The organism is Janthinobacterium lyxosi (genome assembly GCF_051380665.1).
Classification (GTDB): domain Bacteria; phylum Pseudomonadota; class Gammaproteobacteria; order Burkholderiales; family Burkholderiaceae_D; genus Janthinobacterium.
Window position 1 is genome coordinate 1 of sequence record NZ_JBNYXM010000055.1, and the last position, 15,793, is coordinate 15,793.

Below are 15,793 nucleotides of genomic sequence, written 5' to 3' on the forward strand. Positions count from 1 at the left end.
GCAGTGCCACGCCGCCGACGATCTCGGGCGTGGGCCAGGTGGCCGTGATAGTCAGGGCCAAGCCGAGCGAGCGCAGCACGGCAGACTTGCCTTCGCGCTGCAGGTTGGCCGGGCCCAGCGCGCCGGCCTGGCTCGATGCGGTCAGCACCGCCCTGTCGGCGGCGTTGTCGTAGATGATGCGAAGATTGGTCATTCTGGAGGCTCAATAATTAGTAACGTCAATCAAGGCGTGCAAGCTGCCAAAAGGCGATGTACACGCTTGACTGGGCGGGCCTGGACTCCCTGCGATATCGGACATATCCTGGAAATCGACTTCGTAGGAGACACTTATTCCGCCGCTCGCGTTACTGGCCATTCCTCGCCTGGCAGCGATGAGACGAAATAACCGACCTCCCTGAGTGCCCGCCGGAATGACAATATCCGACACTTCATACCGCTGTGTGATCATGAGAGCAGCGAAAGTGCGGCTCGATTCATATGAAAAAATTCCTTCGCCGACAACAAAGTCGCGAAAGCTCAAAGGTTTTTTGCTGGCACAAAATACCAACTCGCCGGATTCTGAAAATACTTGCAACCCCACCGTAGCGTCAGAGGTCGTAATAGGCGCGAAAAAATAGCAACTGATGACTGTTCCAATGGGACCGGTCGTTCGCACATAAATCTGGCCGTCGAGCGTCCCTATATGCGCGCATGGGCTATTGCAACGCAGCGCAATGATTTCATTCTCTGCTTTCGCCAGCCCGACCTGAGAGCCATTTACTGAAGTGCCGCCCGTTGTTTCCGTCGTGGCGATATCCACCCGCCGCGTCATAACAAAGTGTTTATAGACACCATCAACCTGGTAGGTGCCATTCGTGTTGAACGTTTGAAACCCTGCGGCCATTTATCTCACCCCCAAAATCAGTGTGCAACCCGGTAGCACGTAACCAGTCGGTGGAGCTTGCCTGACCCACGAAACTGAATTGCCGCTGAAAGTGCATTGTGGAATAGTCACCGTGCCCACCGTGATATTTCCGCTGGTCGAATGTAGTACTGGGATTGCAAAGGGAATTCCCTGATCCACTCCCGCCACAACCACGCTACCGCTAATTGCGCTGGCGTCAATAATGGCCAAAGTGCGACCGATGTACGTCGAGGTGTCAATCACCAAGGTCCCGTCTGGCAGCCAGACCTGCAATCCAGCCGGCATTACCAGGCCCCAAACCGGGCAGCCAACTGACCATTGGCGTAATACGCCCTGGTGCCATTGCCATCAAACTCGGCGCGTTGCCCACTCGCCGCACTGCGGATCAGTCCAAATGTTCCCGTAGCAGCGACCAGCTCACCGGAAAACCTCGCAACCGAGGGAACTCCTGCAGATCCGGGCGTCACGGTAAATCCTGGCATCTCAAAATAGCCAGTACTCGACATCTGGAAAAAGCCACCTGGCACACGAGGATTGCCAATAAGCAAACCTTGGGCGCTCAAATGAAAGCCGCTGCCGCCGTTACTGGGCCACCAGTAGTTATTGGTCGGATACCCGGCGCCGCCATGCAGCGTCGTGCCGTACAAGTCGCCAGCAACCACATTCCCCAGAATCGCGCTGATTGCCGCCAAGTTGTCCACCGACAGCGCCTTGGCCGCCACCGAGCCATCCACCAGCAGATTGCCGTCAAATACCGTGCCAAGCACCAGCCATTCGCCATTATCAAAATACTTCGTCACCGCATGCGTCGCGTCATACAAGGTGACGACGTCGCGGTTGATCGGAGCGCCATATCCGGCGTGGCCCAGCTCATACACAGCCGAAGCATCCGACCAGGCCGAATAACCGGGCGCCGTCACCGTCACGGTGCCGCGCTGGCCGGTGGCGCCATCGGCGGCAAGGCGCGCAGCCGCCGCCCATTCGCTGGCCGGAATGTCATCGGTGGCGCCGCGCGACGCGGCCGTGGCGCCGGAGGTGAACAGGTACGCACCGCCTGCCGTCGGCACCTGCGCCGACCAACCATTGTTCAGGCCCACGAGTGCGCCCGTGGCAAAAGTGAACGTGCATGCCGCGCTCGGCAGCGGCGGCGCGATGTTGGTGGCGCCACGCTGGTAGATGCGCACGGGCGCCACATTCAGGCCATCCACGCCGTTCGCGCCGTTGCTGCCATTGGCACCAGCAGCACCGTCCTTGGCCAGCTGCACGGCCCCCGCCCACTCATTGGCAACGATATTGTCCGTGGCATTGCGCGAGCTGGCGGCGGCCACGCGCACGTACAGGGGCGTCGAACCAGCCGGGATATTCTTTGACCAGCCATTGGCCAGGTCGTTGCCGGCCGGCGTCGTGATGCTGCCCGTGGCAAAGGTAAAGATCACGTCACCCGGCGAATCAGTAGGGGCGGCGGCCGCCCGCTTGTAAGCGAAGGCCTGGCCCGTGTTCAAGCCGGCCAGGCCGGTGTCGCCATTGATGCCGTCGAAGACCTTGCTGATCATGTAGTTGGCGACGTAATCGACGCCAAATTCCCGGATGCGCGCCTGCACCAAGGCCGTATCCGTGGTCATGCTGGCAAAGTCGACCGTGGCCACGTTGCCGTTGACGGTCAGCTGCGTGCCAGCAGACACCGAAAACACGATATCGCCCACCACATTTACCGGCTTGGCGGTAATGGCAATCGAGCCAGGCGCGCCGGCGCCGGCGCTGTTCACGCGAAATACAGGTGTGCTGCCAGCCAGCAGGATTGCCTTGCCGTCGGCCGTCGTGCTGAAGCGCTCCGCCGTGGCCTGCAGCAGCGTATCGCGCGCGCCGCCGATGGCCGTCATACCAGCACGCCCACCGTCACGCGCCCGGCCAGCCATTGGTGCGACAGCAGCACCACCACACCAGGCACGCCGTTCTGCAGGCCAAAGCGGTCATCGCGCAGCACCACGGGCTGCCCCAGTTCCAGCATCATCATCTCAGGCTCTCCGTCAAATTCGTAAATCGTGCGCTGCACCTTGTTCAGGGCCAGGCGCCGCGCCGCTTCCGCTTGCGCGTCTGCGTTGGTCTTGAGGCAGGTTTCGATTTGCGGCGGGTCGTCCGTCAGGCGGTAGCGCGCGCGCACCACCTCGTCTACCGCCGTTTCAGTCAGCCATTCCGTGGCATACAGGTCGGCATGCTCGGCCGGGATGCTGGTGGTCAGGCTGGCCTGCACCGTGTAATTCCGGTCGAAGGCGATCTTGACGGCCGCCACCACCGGCAGGCGCTGTACCGGGCGCAAGGAATCGAATTTCATGTGTTCGGGGCCAATCTGCACCGGCACGCCGGCGGCGGGCAGCGTGATCTGCACCAGGCGCAGCTGGCCAGTGCGCGACATCAGCGCCTGGGCGCCCACACTGGCCGCCAGCTGCTGGATGGCCTGCGCCTGGTTCATCCGGTCCGCAACGTACAGGCCCACCAGTTGCGGGTGGGCGGCATCGAAGGCGGTCAGATTGTCCAGGTCGAGGTCGGCCAGCGTGAAGCGGTCGGCGGCCTTGCCGTACGCCGTGGCGATGCGCTGCACCAGCGGGGCGATGCGCGGCGCATAGCCGCCGCCCTTGTCGCCCTGCACGCTCACCGTGATCGCGGCCGAGTATGGCGGCGTGGTCAGGTTGAAGCGCCCGGCCTGGTCATTCAGGGCCACGGCAATTGGCTTGCCGTTGGTGCGCACCTCGAAACTCGACTCGACGGGGCAGAGAAAACCATATTCCAGCGTGACCGGATCGGTCAGCAGAGGCGTGACGTTGTGGCATTCACCGAACGGTATCGGCAGGATTGCATCCTTGTTCGGCGTCGTGCCGCCCAGCTTGACCTCGGTGATGGGCGTATTTAAGCGCTGCAACTTGTCGCGCAGCACCAGGTTGATTGTCTCGCGGCTGGAACTGCCAACGTCATCGATGATGCCGTCAAACACAAGGCGGAAGTCGGCGCACGGCCAGCTGGGGTCGCCAGCCCAGGCTTTGATGGCGCGGTTGCGCCACACATCGAGCAACCAGCCATCAAGTGCGCCATCGCCATTGTCCAGCTCGATGTCACCACCCGACAATCCAGCCTCGCCCGTCAAGCTCACCTGTTCCGTGAAGGCCAGGCCGCCGGTGGCCAGCGGCAGATACTCGGTATTGGCCGGCACCTCGGCCGGGCCGGTGACGTACGGCCGGGAGGCGATATACCGCGTCACCTCCTGGCCGGCCACGTTCACCTGGGCCTCGATCAGCACCATGCGGATGGCCGACGGGCTTTGCAGCCATGCTAAAAATTGCTCATTGGTCATGCGTATTCACCTTTCACTGTATTGGCCCAGGCCGAGCTCTTGGCGGATTTATCGACACCAGCCACGATCGTTTTGGCAGCTTTGTCGCTCGATTCGACCGTGGCCTGGATCTTGGCGCCGGTTTGTTTGTCTTGATCGGCGCGCAGCCCTTTGACCTCTTCCCGCAGGCTCTTGATCTCAGCCACCAGCGCATCGGTATTGCCGCCGCCCTGGCTTGGCGCGCCGCCGAAGTAACGGCGCATTACAGAGGCAGCTGGCGCATCCATCACCACTTCACCGCGGTGCAGCTCGGCCGCGTAGCCGTCAAACGGCACATTGGCCAGGCCGCCGGCATGGGAACCGTCGAACTTCACGCCCAGCCCCGTGGCCGTACCCATCGCGGTATGCAGGTTGGCGATGGCTTGCGCCACCGTCAGCACGCTGTCGTTGATGGTGATCAGGCCCGACACCTGGGCCTTGAGGGCATCCAGGCTGGCCTGCTGCACGTCGACCTGGGCCGAGGCCCATTTCAGCGCCTCGTTGTTGGCCGCCACCACGCGGGCGTAATCTGCCGCGTAGCGGGCATCCGAGGCGTTGACTACCTGGGACGCCGTCAGGAATGCCTGCTCCGCAGCCGACAGGCCGGACTGCGCCGTCGTGTCGCCGGCATTGGCCGCCGCCAGCGTTTTCTCGAACTGGGCCCGCGCCTCGGCATACTTCTGCTCCGGCGTCAGCGTCGACTGGGCGCCCAGGGCCATGCTGGCGTTCAGGCCATTGAGGGTGGACACCCACGACTTCGATTTATCCAGCGCCGTCTGGGCCGCTGCCGCCTCTCTGTCGTAGGCCTTGCCCAGCGCATCCTTGGCCGAGACCACCGCTTTGGCGGCCTGCACCTGGTCGAACAGTGCGCGGTTGACCGCGGCGATGCCGTCGCGCTGGATGGACAGCAACGCCGTTTCGCTTTTGGTCAGCTCATTCAGTTGCTGCTGTAGATCCTTGCGTTCGCTGGCGATCTCGCTGGCGGTCTTGTTCACTGCTGCCAAGTCGCCCGTGGCGGCCGCCAGTTCTGCCGCGTAATCGGCGGCCGTTTTGAACGGCTCGGCGATGGCGATCAGCTGCGCATACATGGACTGCCCAGCAGCCGTGTTCAGGTCCTGCGCCAGCACCAAGGCCTTGAACTGGTCGACCGTGGTCACGCCTGAAACGCCCAGCTTGCCCATGGCATCGTTCACCGATTTGGTGATCGGCGCCATGCGTTCGGCTTCGGTCAGGAAGTTTTCGACAAAGTAGCTGGTGCCGCTCGTCAGTGCCTCCAGACCGCCGGCCGCAGTGATCAGGCTTTCGCTGAGCGCAACTGCGCCCAGGCCGGTAGCGTTGAAGGATTTTCCCAGCACGGCCAGCACGTCGGACACCTGCATGAAATCATTGGTGACGCGCACCAGCGTTTCCAGATAGCCCTCGCCCACCGCCTGGTATTGCGCCAGGCCGGCCACGCCAAACTTGGCCATGTCGTCGCCCATTTTCGAGAACGCCGTCTCCAGGACTTTCTGCTGCTCCTCGGCCGACAAGTCTTTCAGGCTGATTTTGCCCAGGTCCACCACGAACGAATTGAGGTGCGCATTGAACGCAGCACCACCCAGGCCCAGCACGTCGGCTGCGCTGCGGATGGTGTCGCCCATGCTGGTGATGATCATGGTGAACTGGTCGTTCATTTCATCCGAAAGCGTAGCTTTCTGCGTACTGTTTTTGCTGCTGTAACTGACGCCGAACGCCTTCTTTTTGACATTGATGTCGGCATACGCCTGGGCATTGAAGCCCAGTGCGTCGACGTTGCCCAGCGATGTGGCCGCGCCCGTGATCCCTGAGTCCTTGACCGATACGGACGTTTTGATCAATTTCGACACCACAAAACCGATGGCGGCGCCGATGGCCATGCCGATGGGGCCGGCGACGGCGCCCATCATGGTCAGGCTGCTGCCGATGGTGCCCATGGTCATGGCGCCGGCAATACTGCCGCCCAGCACCGCGCCGCCATACGTCGCAGCACCCGTCAACACGCCTTGTCCGACCTTGCCCAACGTGGGCGTGCTGCCGGTGGCGATGCCCGCCGTCGCGCCAGCGCCGGCGGCGGTGATACCCGAGCGCGCCAGCAGGTTGCCCAGGTTACCGATGCCGGCCACCATCTGTTTCAGCGACTGGTCCATAGAAATGGTGTGCGCCAGGCCCAGCCCGCTGTTCTTCTCCATGATGGCCAGCGAGTGCGCGATGGATTCCGATTTCGCGGACGAGTCCCCCAGAATCGTGCCGGTGCCGTTGGCGGCTTGGCGGTCTTTTGCCGATGGTCCGCCACCACCGCCGCTAGTTGCAGCTCCCAACGCAGCCATCACGCCAATCATCGCAGCCACACCGGCAAAACCACCCCAGCCCGACTGGGCGAACATCTGCGCAGCGCCGGCGGCGATGGCTGGGCCGATGGATGCCAGGTTCATGGCGAGTTGAGCCAGGTGGAATGCCTGCGACACGGCTTGCAGCGCCTTATAGCCGCTACTCTGCTCGTTGAAAAATCCGGCCGCAGCGCCCGCCATGTCGCCATAGCTACCCAGTTGCTCGGACGCCTGCATGCGATTGAGCGCGGTGATGTCCTTGATATACTCCGCCTCCGTGCCACGCCCGCTCATGCGCTTTTTCTCGGCATTGTCGCGCTGCTTGTCGAACTCGGCCTGTTTTTGCGCGTAGGACTGGAAGGACGTTGTCAGCTTCACCAGCGAACTGCCGGCGCCGCCAAATGCATCACGCAGCGAGTCGCCGAAGTTTTTAGCCTTAGCCGGATCGAGGAAGTCGTCGAGATCTTTCTTCGCCTTAGCGGCTGCGGTCAAATCCACACCCTCCACCTTCTTAGCTCCCAGCGCACGCACGAGGACCGCGCTCGCGCGCAAATCTGCCGCCTCGGCAGCTCGCGCCTCGCTTCCACCAATGAGTGCAGCCTTATTTTCCAGCCGCTTCGCAGTCTCCTCGACTAGGCTTTGATTGAATTTATCTGTCTCGACCGCACTGAGGCCAATCAACGCATTCGCATCTTTCTGCGCCTGCAATTGGCTTTGCAGCGACTGTAGATCAGTGGCGCGCGCAGCCGCCAGATCGGCGATATTCGCCAAGCCCTGCTTGGTATCTTTGATGTCGAGGACGCGGATGTCCTCCTTCAGTTGCAGGGTGCGGGTCAGCGCCTGCGCATCTACTTCGGCAATCGCAGCGGTCAAGCCGGCCTGCTCCTTCTTGCTATTTGGCTTTGCAGCCGTGAGCGCAAGCTCGGCGGACAATAAGGCCTTTTTGCGCGCAAGGGCGTCGAGGTCGATCTTTGCGACCTTATCGGCATATTCGAACTCAGCCAGCAGGCTGGTGGCGAGGCCAGCGGCGCGATCGGCATTCAGCGTGATCATCGAGCGTTTGGCTGATTCCTCCTCTACCGCGCCGCGACGTTTCAGCAATTCGATTTGCGTGTCGATGGCAAGATTGTAGGTATCGGCGTATCGGAGCTTGATGGCGGCGAGGCGTGCGTCGACCTCGCCCTGCTTCTTGCTATCAGCGGCAACTATCACCGCACCTAATTTGGTCGTCCTATCAATTTCTTGATCGCGCAATTGCACTCGCGTGAGATATTTCTCCTCGTCCTGCGCCCATTTCAGGCCAGCCTCGCGCAGTTTGTTGGCGGCCTCTTTTGGCGCAATCCCAGCCTTTTCAGCGGCGATCTGGCCTTCCAAGACAGCCTTGAGGGCGATGTTTGCCGCCAGTCTCATGCGATCTTCCGAATTGCCGCCAACCGAAGGGTCAAATGGCCTCTGCGCTTTCGAGATGCTTTTATTGACCTTGTCCAGTTGCTCGGTAACAGAGTCCTGGCGTCCGACGTTCAGCATAGAATCCCATGCTGCCTTGGCGGTATCGCCCACAAATTTCCAGGTCTTTTGTAGATTACTGAGATTCTCTGTAACTTTGCCAGATACATCGCCCAGCGCCCGATTCCACTCCTTTTGCGCCATCGTGCCAGCCTCGACGGTGCGCCCTTGCAACTCCAGCGCCTTGACCTGTTTGTATACATCGGCCGTCAGGAAATGGAACGTCTCATCCAATTTCAGAAGCGTGGCAACGGGCGCCTTGCCAAGGTCGGCGAACTGCGCGGCGGTATCGCCGACACTTTGGCCGAGTGCGCGCTGCGCCTTGATGGCCGTGGCACTGAATTGTTCCAAGTTACCAGCCGTGACCTTGCCGGTAGCGGCCATTGCAATCACCGCCTCGGCAGCGGCGCCTTGCGTGCCCACACCCTTACTGATGTTGCGAGCCATGTCTGACAGTTGGCCGGACGTGGTGGTGGCCGTGTTGCCAGCCAGAATCAGCGCCTTACTATAGGCGATTGCTTCGTTGCGCCCTTGAATAAATGCCACCACCAACGCCACGCCAGCTGCCGCAGCGATCGTGAAAGGCGTGATGAGAGTCAGAATATAGCCACCCAGCGCCTTCGCGGCATTGCCGAGGCCACCGAACATATCCTTCAACTGCCCGCCCTGCTGCAGCAGCACGGTCAGCGGATTTTGCCCGCCCTGGATGCTGACAATGATGTCGGTGAACTGCGCCGGCACGCCGCGCATTGCGGCGGCAGTGGCGCGCGCAGACATGCCCGCATGGTTCAGCCCCTGCTCCACTTCGCGCAGTTTCGCGATAAATGGGGCAGCCTGGGCGGTGACACCCATTTGGGCGGCTTGCAATTCCAACAGATCGGCGCGCGTCTTACCGATAGCGGCGGCCTGCTGCTGCAATCCGGCGACGAACGAGTCGCGGCCAGTCTGCGCCGTAGCGGCCTGTCGCTGCGCCTCGGCGGCAGCTTTCGCGGCTGCGGTGACGGCATCTTCGGCGAGCTTGAGGCGCGCCAGTTCTTGGATGTGCGGCTCGGCGGCGCCAGCGACGCCCGCTTGCGCCGCCTTGTAACGCAAAACTTCCTCAGTGGTCTTCCCGTACAGCGCGATCTGTTCGCGCAGGCCCGCCACCAATGCCGGGCCGGCGGCCAACTGCTGAGCCGCCAACTGCTGAGCCGCCGCCGCGATGCGCGCCGCCTCGGTGACCGCATCTTGCGCAATTTTCAGGCGTTGCAATTCTTGAATCAGTGGCTCGGCGGCGCCGGCGGCGCCGGCCTGGGCAGCGCGGTAGCGCAAGACCTCTTCAGTGGACTTGCCATACAAGGCAATCTGCTCACGCAGTCCTGCCAATAGGCTATCGCGATTCGACTGCACCTGAGCCGCCTGCACCTGGGCCGCAGTCGCAAGTCGGGTTGCCTCGGTTGCGGCATCCTGTGCAACTTTCAGGCGCTGCAACTCTTGAATCTGTGGCTCGGCAGCGGTTGCCGCGCCAGCCTGCGCAGCTTTATAGCGCAGCACCTCCTCCGTGGATTTGCCATAGAGTGCGATTTGCTCACGCAGGCCGGCAACGAACGAATCACTCTTGACCTGCACTTGTGCGGCGGTGCGCTGGGCTTCAACCGAGGCCTTGGCCGCCGCTGTTGCAGCATCCTGGGCAGCTTTCAGTCGTTGCAGCTCTTGAATGAAAGGCTCAGCAGCACCGGCGACACCCGCTTGCGCGGCGCGATAGCGCGACACTTCTTCGGTGGACTTGCCATACAAGGCGACCTGCTCGCGCAGCCCGGCTACCAGCGCGGCGCCCGAGGCTTGCACTTGTGCCGCCTGTGCTTGGGCCGCCGTAGCAAGGCGAGTGGCCTCCGCCACTCCATCCTGAACAGTTTTTAACCGCAGCAACTCGCTAATCAGCGGCTCGGCCGCACCAGCGGTGCCAGCCTGAGCGGCGCGATAGCGCAGCACTTCCTCGGTTGACTTCCCGTAAAGTGCAATCTGTTCGCGCAAGCCCGCCAAAAAGGTATCTCGATTGGCTTGAGCCTGGCTCGCCTGCTGCTGAACCGCCGTAGCCAGTCGGGCCGCTTCCGTCACGGCATCATGGGCAGCCTTGAGCCGTTTCAACTCTTGGATTTGCGGCTCGGCGGCACTGTCCACACCAAGCTGGGCGGCCTTGTAGCGCAAAACTTCTTCTGTCGATTTTCCGTACAGTGTAATTTGTTCGCGCAGGCCGGCCAGAAAGCTGTCGCGATTGGCTTGCACTTGAGCCGCCTGTTGCTGGGCGGCTGCCGCCAGGCGGGCGGACTCTGTTGCAGCCTCTTGCGCAGCCCTCAACTGCTGCAATTTTTGAATCTGTGGCTCGGCAGCGCTGGACGCGCCAGCCTGGGCGGCCTTATAACGGAGGACTTCCTCAGTCGATTTTCCATACAGCGCGACCTGCTCGCGCAGACCCGCCAGGAATGAGTCGTTTTTGACCTGCGCTTGTGCCACCTGGCGATGGGCTTGAGCCTCCATCCGGGCTGATTCGGCAATAGCCTCGTGCGCTGCACGCATGTTTTGCAGCTGGAGAATCAGCGGGCCGGCCGCCTCGGCGGCGCCAGCTTGTGCGGCCCTGTAGCGCAGCACCTCCTCCGTCGATTTCCCGTAGAGCGCGATTTGCTCACGCAGGCCTGCGACATACGAATCCTTGCCAGCCTGGGCCTGCGCAACCTCTCGCAGGGCTACCGCTTGCGCGCGCGCTGCCTCAGCGGCTGCTTGCTGGGCTGTCGCAGCGGCTTCGGTCGCTGTCTTTGCCCGCGCTTGAGCCGCTTCCGTCTCGCGCAGCTGCGCAATCAGCGGAGCCAACTTCATCATGTCGGCGCCACGGCTGCGGCCCAGCTCTTCGAAATATTCAGCACCCGACTTTTTGCCGGAGATCAGGGCGGCATTCGCCCGCTCTACCGCGCCGGCAATGTTCCGGGTTGCGGCATCAACACGATTGGCGGCCGCAGTCCCGCCGGTGCCGATGCTGTCGAGCGCACCGCCGCCTTGAGTGCGCAGGCTGTCGAGCGTGCGACCGGTGCGCCGAACGGCACCGTCAACGCGGTCGAGGCCAGACTCAACGCCACTGGAGTCAACCGCCATCTCAATGGTCGCGCCGCCAATCGTATTTGTCATAGGGTTCCAAATGTAAAAACCGCCCGGAGGCGGTTATGTTTTCTGATGCATAAGCTCTAGAGCTGCGCTTTCCATGATCTGGAGATCGGATTCCAGCGCGTCGTAATCGTCAGGCGACAATGAGAGGCGATCCATCTTTCGATACATCACGTTGTAGTCGAGCCCGGTTGCGCCCCCCATGCCGCCTACGCGCCACTGCGTGCCCATGAGCGAAAATATTTGGAAGGCCGCGATGTTGTCCGGCCAAATGTCCACGGGATCCGCCGCCACGTCCTCGGCAGTCAGGCCGAACGCGGCCAGCTCCTCCGCGTTCGGAGCTGGCTCGTAAAGCGCCGTGGCGACGGCCTTTAGTTTTTTACCTTGGCCGCAGTCAGTTCGGCGATGTAGGTTTGGATGATGGCCAAGCCGGAGCCGATGTGGTTTTCGACCAACTCTTCGAGGGAGTCGGCATCGAAGGCATCTTCCAGATCCCAGCCGCTGGCGATGTCCAGGATGACGTCCACGTCCTCGCGGTCGGTCAGACTTTCGATGAATTTCTTGAACGCTTCGCGCGTGCGGTGCTTGAAGGTGAATTCCACATCAACAGGCTTACCGCCGGCTACTGGGATGGTGACCTTGGCTTTGAAGGTTGGGGATGCGGTCAGGCTGAATTTAGGTTTGGATGCCATTTTGTGCTTTCAAGGGAAGAAAAAGACCCGCAAGGTGCGACCAAGCGGGCGTAAAAAATGCCGCTGCGATTGCTCGGGCGGCATTGGGGGAACTGCTGGTTGCTGCGGTGGATCAGTAGCGGACCGGGCGGCCCTGCAGGCTGAAGGTGGACTTCACGACCATGATCGAGTTCTTCGTCAGCGACGGCGTTTCATCCAAGGAAACGATGCCGTTGTAGAGGATCACCGAGCTGTTCGGCAGGGTAACAACCAGTGCGCGCGGGCTGCGCGTCTCGGCGGCGGCTTTCACGGCGATGAAGCCGGCCAGCGTCACGTCATCGGCGATCGAGATGGCGATCGACTGCGCGCTGGCCTGGGTTGGCAACTGGGTCGAGAAGTCGTTTTCCAGCAGCGACACCTCGGTGAAGCCCATTTCGCCGCCAGAGCTGGTGGTTTCCAGAATCTGCGTGATCTGCGTCAGCGTGGTGATCTTGCGCACCGAGCCGACGCCGCCGCCTGGCGTGTAGGTCGTGGTATTGGACGAGTCCAGGCCTTCCAGCGCAAACGTGCCGGTCGCCGACAGGCTGACGCGGAAGATGCGGTTATTGATGCGGGACCAGCCCGAAGTAACCTCGACCAAGTCGCCATTGGCCAGGCCGTGAGCGGCGGCGGTGAGCACGGCCGGGGCCGCATTGCTGGCCGCCGTGATGGTGATGGCCGCCGCGTAGACGGTTGCCAGTTTCAGCGTTGCGCCGTTAGGCAGAGAGATCGACATAGTTAAAGCCTTTCCGGTCGCTTGACCGAGAGTAGTAACCCTCACGGGTGTAAAAAAACCGCCCGAGTTTCCTGGGGCGGCTCAAATGGAAAAGGCCAGCGGGTTAGGCTGGCCTCTGTAAATTCTGCTGTTTGCTTAATCGACTTCGATAACCTTGCTGAGCACGGACATATTGCATTTCTGTTCGGCGATCGATGTTGATGCGAATCCGCCGTTCATGATGGCATTGACCTGAGCGGTGAAGTAAATCAAAGACCCGTCAGGACGCGTCACGCGGTAGCTGCACGCGGAATCGAGGCCGACCACAGCGCGCAGCGTGTCCTGGCCAGCATCGGCGATGCGAACTAACTCGACTTGCAGTGACAACTCAGCCAAGCCGGACATGGCCTGGTATGGCCGAGTCAGGCCGATGTAATTTCGCGCGGTCGTGGCGTACTGCTTGCCCAACTCGCCAATGACCTTGACGCCTTTGATTTGCGCGTAGCTCAGCGCGGCGAATCCGGCGGCGGTCACGTCGGCAGGCGTCGCCCGCGATACGGCAAGCGTGCTGCCAGCAAGAGATGTTGGCATATCGTCAGATCCAGAGAGAGAAATCTTGCATGGTGCCGCGTAGCTTCGTTTCGTCGTCGTAGGTCGCAATGGCAGCGCCCAAGACGGTCGGCTGTAGGGAGATAATCGTGCGCAGCGCGTCCTCGACTGCGCCACCCAAAGCGGTAGCCTGCAGGCGCGTATCGGCCCACACGTTGATCTGCATGCGGGAGTTTTTCTTCGTCGGAATGGTGTTCTCGACGAAATTGACGGCTTCGCCGCCCACCTGCTGGTAGGTGATATACGGGCGGGGCGCATTCTCGGGCGCGACGTCAGGATAGACGCGGTCAGCAACCAAGCTCCGCAAGGCGGCGAATAGTGCGGTTTCAATACTCATTGTCGGCCCTGTATTTCATCCAACTTCTTCGCCATGCGCGCCTTGCCGGCCGCGATCGCGTCATTCATCCGCGATAGCGACGGGCGCATAAACGGCTTTGCCGGCGCACGCGAGGTGCCGTACTCGACCATGGCGCCATACGGTGCCTTGGTGTGATTCCAGCTGACGCGGTACATTTTGAGCGTGTCGCTCGATTTTTCCGGGGAGAAGACGCGGTAAATTGCATTCTTCAAGGTCCCAGGCTGAAATAGGTACTTGGTGCCGTTTTTCTTGAACTGGCTGCCGTGGAAATAATGGGCACCTACCGAGATTGGCGCCCTGGACCTGGCCTCTTCGTAGATAACCAAGCCCATGCCGGCGGCGCCCTCGATGGCGACCTCATCCTTTACAGCCTCGCCGTAGGCGCGCAGCTTTGCCCGCAGCTCGTCGAGCTGGCCCAGGTTTATATTGAAACTCATGCCACAACGCGCGAGCACATCAACGCGAGCGTGCGCTGGTCCTGCCCAAGCACCGCCTCGATGCGGTAGACGTCGGCGCCGTGCAGCGCACGCATCTTCGGCAGCACGCCGGCGCGGTACCGGATAGTGATCGTCGTCATCACCTGGTTCTGCGTGGCGCCGGCGGCGACGAACTCTCGGCCCGCCACGTCGCGCACCTCGGCGGCGATCTTGCCATCAGGCGTGTCGGTGACGAAGTTCACCCATACGTCCGTCGGCTGACCGGCCTCGTCCTGACCGGCCGCCAGCACCTGCAGCGTGATGCGCTTGTTGAGGCGCGCGCCGAGGCTCATGCATAGCTCCGGCTATTGGAATTAAATTGCTGCATCACCATTCCCCTTAGAGCAGAAAGCCGCGTGACTGCATGAAATCAACCGAGTTCTTGGCGCCCTTGCTGTGGTTGCAAGAGGGGCAAAGCAGCTGTATGTTTGAATCAATGTTTTCACCACCATCTCGTACTGGAACTATGTGGTCAAGGTGATGTCCAAGCAGCCTTAGATCACCATTACAAGCAACGCACCGGCACTTCTGAGATGTCATGAGCCTGTCGACCAGATCCTTCGATAATGCGCCACCGTTCGCACGCTTCTTGGCGCGCCTGTTTTGTACCAAGATGCGCTTTGCATCAGGGTTTTTCTCGGCCCAGCCAGCAAAAGCCAATCTGACCCGGCCTGGATTGGCCGCGTAAGACGCCGCACTCGCGGCACGCACTCGGTCGGAGTTATTCTTTTTCCATTCGTTGGATTTTGCGCGTGCCAACTGCAAATTTTCAGCCCGCCAAAGACGCGACCTCACTCTTGCGGCCTCTCGTCTATTCTCGGTGCGCGCATCACTAGCGCGAACCGCATCTGATATCGGTTCGCCCATGACTCCGTTTTCCTGAATTTTTAGTCGAAGCAGTTAGGCGTAAGACCTGCACGCGTCCAGCAGCCGCTCGACGAACGCCGACTGCACGGTGTCGCGCTCCAGGCGCGTGGCCGGGTCGAACTGCTCGACCAACTTCGCCAGGATGTAGAGCTGGGCGTTTTCCGGCACATCCGCCGGCGCCGCGCCGTAGCCGCATACCAGCTCGACAGTCACGTCAGCGTCGGCCAGCGTGGCCGGCCAGGCGCCGCCGCGCGCCGGCATCAGGTGCGACTGGTATCGCGCACGGCACAGGCGATAGGCCGCCGGGTCCAGCGTCTGCTCGGTGCCGTTGACATCGAAATACTTTACCGACGTGACCGACATAACTGGATGCGGCAACTTGAGCGCCGCCGGGAAGCAGTCGAGCATCACCCGCCACGTCTGCTCAATCAAACACTGGCCAATCTCGTGCTCAAGCACGGCGACGATGCCTTTGATCCACGACGTGATCAGCACATCCATATCGTCACCGTCGACGCGCATGTTTGCCTTGGCCACGGCGAAGGCAACCGGTAGCGTGGCCGGTGGCTTGATGCGGATAGCGGTCATGGCGACACCTGATCAATCACACCCAGGCTGGCGCAGCGCGCGTCCGCCGCGGCGATGCTGGCGTAGGATTCGGCATCGGGCAGGCCGGCGCCGGTTTCAGTGGTGATGGCCATGTCACGCTCCCAGCGCGATAGACAGTTGCGCCTCGCTCATCGGCAGGTACTCGGCATCGATCGGCATGTTATCCAATCCGTAGCGTCGCACCAGGTAGGTCAA

At 61.6% G+C, this 15,793-nt stretch carries 15 protein-coding genes; all 15 read right to left on the bottom strand.

Going from position 1 to position 15,793, the window contains the following annotated elements:
• The coding region (locus ACQ4WP_RS28240; protein WP_436526490.1) for a hypothetical protein at positions 1–193 on the bottom strand (193 nt) is incomplete at its 3' end.
• A gap of 9 nt (positions 194–202) precedes the next feature.
• Complete coding sequence (locus ACQ4WP_RS28245) at positions 203–883, bottom strand: hypothetical protein (protein ID WP_436526492.1); 681 nt, start codon at positions 881–883, stop codon at positions 203–205.
• A 305-nt stretch (positions 884–1,188) separates the two neighbouring features.
• The gene (locus ACQ4WP_RS28250) at positions 1,189–2,784 is read right to left on the bottom strand and encodes a hypothetical protein (protein ID WP_436526494.1); all 1,596 of its coding nucleotides are present in this window, start codon (positions 2,782–2,784) and stop codon (positions 1,189–1,191) included.
• Entirely contained in the window at positions 2,781–4,250 is a 1,470-nt protein-coding gene (locus ACQ4WP_RS28255; protein WP_436526496.1) for a hypothetical protein, read from the bottom strand. Before ACQ4WP_RS28255 ends, ACQ4WP_RS28250 begins: the two co-directional genes overlap by 4 nt.
• Entirely contained in the window at positions 4,247–11,278 is a 7,032-nt protein-coding gene (locus ACQ4WP_RS28260; protein WP_436526498.1) for a phage tail length tape measure family protein, read from the bottom strand. The genes ACQ4WP_RS28255 and ACQ4WP_RS28260 overlap by 4 nt, the downstream gene beginning before the upstream one ends.
• Positions 11,279–11,311: 33 nt before the next feature.
• Positions 11,312–11,578 carry a DUF1799 domain-containing protein gene (locus ACQ4WP_RS28265; RefSeq protein WP_436526517.1) on the bottom strand — a complete coding sequence of 89 codons (267 nt, stop codon included), beginning with the start codon at positions 11,576–11,578 and terminating at the stop codon, positions 11,312–11,314.
• Positions 11,579–11,625: 47 nt separating this feature from the next.
• Complete coding sequence (locus tag ACQ4WP_RS28270) at positions 11,626–11,946, bottom strand: phage tail assembly chaperone (RefSeq protein ID WP_436526500.1); 321 nt, start codon at positions 11,944–11,946, stop codon at positions 11,626–11,628.
• A 112-nt stretch (positions 11,947–12,058) separates the two neighbouring features.
• On the bottom strand, positions 12,059–12,700 hold the full coding sequence (locus tag ACQ4WP_RS28275; RefSeq protein ID WP_436526502.1) for a phage tail protein: 642 nt from the start codon (positions 12,698–12,700) through the stop codon (positions 12,059–12,061).
• A 135-nt stretch (positions 12,701–12,835) separates the two neighbouring features.
• Positions 12,836–13,270, bottom strand: a complete 435-nt coding sequence (locus tag ACQ4WP_RS28280; RefSeq protein ID WP_436526504.1) for a hypothetical protein — start codon at positions 13,268–13,270, stop codon at positions 12,836–12,838.
• Positions 13,271–13,274: 4 nt separating this feature from the next.
• Positions 13,275–13,625 (bottom strand): DUF3168 domain-containing protein, encoded by a 351-nt coding sequence (locus tag ACQ4WP_RS28285; RefSeq protein WP_436526506.1) that lies wholly within the window; start codon positions 13,623–13,625, stop codon positions 13,275–13,277.
• Positions 13,622–14,083: an HK97-gp10 family putative phage morphogenesis protein gene (locus ACQ4WP_RS28290; protein ID WP_436526508.1), complete on the bottom strand. Its 462-nt coding sequence runs from the start codon at positions 14,081–14,083 to the stop codon at positions 13,622–13,624. Before ACQ4WP_RS28290 ends, ACQ4WP_RS28285 begins: the two co-directional genes overlap by 4 nt.
• Positions 14,080–14,415, bottom strand: coding sequence for a phage head closure protein (locus ACQ4WP_RS28295; RefSeq protein ID WP_436526510.1), 336 nt, complete (start codon positions 14,413–14,415; stop codon positions 14,080–14,082). Before ACQ4WP_RS28295 ends, ACQ4WP_RS28290 begins: the two co-directional genes overlap by 4 nt.
• Positions 14,416–14,461: 46 nt before the next feature.
• The gene (locus tag ACQ4WP_RS28300; RefSeq protein WP_436526511.1) at positions 14,462–14,989 is read right to left on the bottom strand and encodes an HNH endonuclease; all 528 of its coding nucleotides are present in this window, start codon (positions 14,987–14,989) and stop codon (positions 14,462–14,464) included.
• A gap of 33 nt (positions 14,990–15,022) precedes the next feature.
• The gene (locus tag ACQ4WP_RS28305) at positions 15,023–15,577 is read right to left on the bottom strand and encodes a head-tail connector protein (RefSeq protein ID WP_436526513.1); all 555 of its coding nucleotides are present in this window, start codon (positions 15,575–15,577) and stop codon (positions 15,023–15,025) included.
• Entirely contained in the window at positions 15,574–15,690 is a 117-nt protein-coding gene (locus ACQ4WP_RS28310) for a DnaT-like ssDNA-binding protein (RefSeq protein ID WP_436526515.1), read from the bottom strand. Before ACQ4WP_RS28310 ends, ACQ4WP_RS28305 begins: the two co-directional genes overlap by 4 nt.
• Between the last annotated feature and the right edge of the window lie 103 nt (positions 15,691–15,793).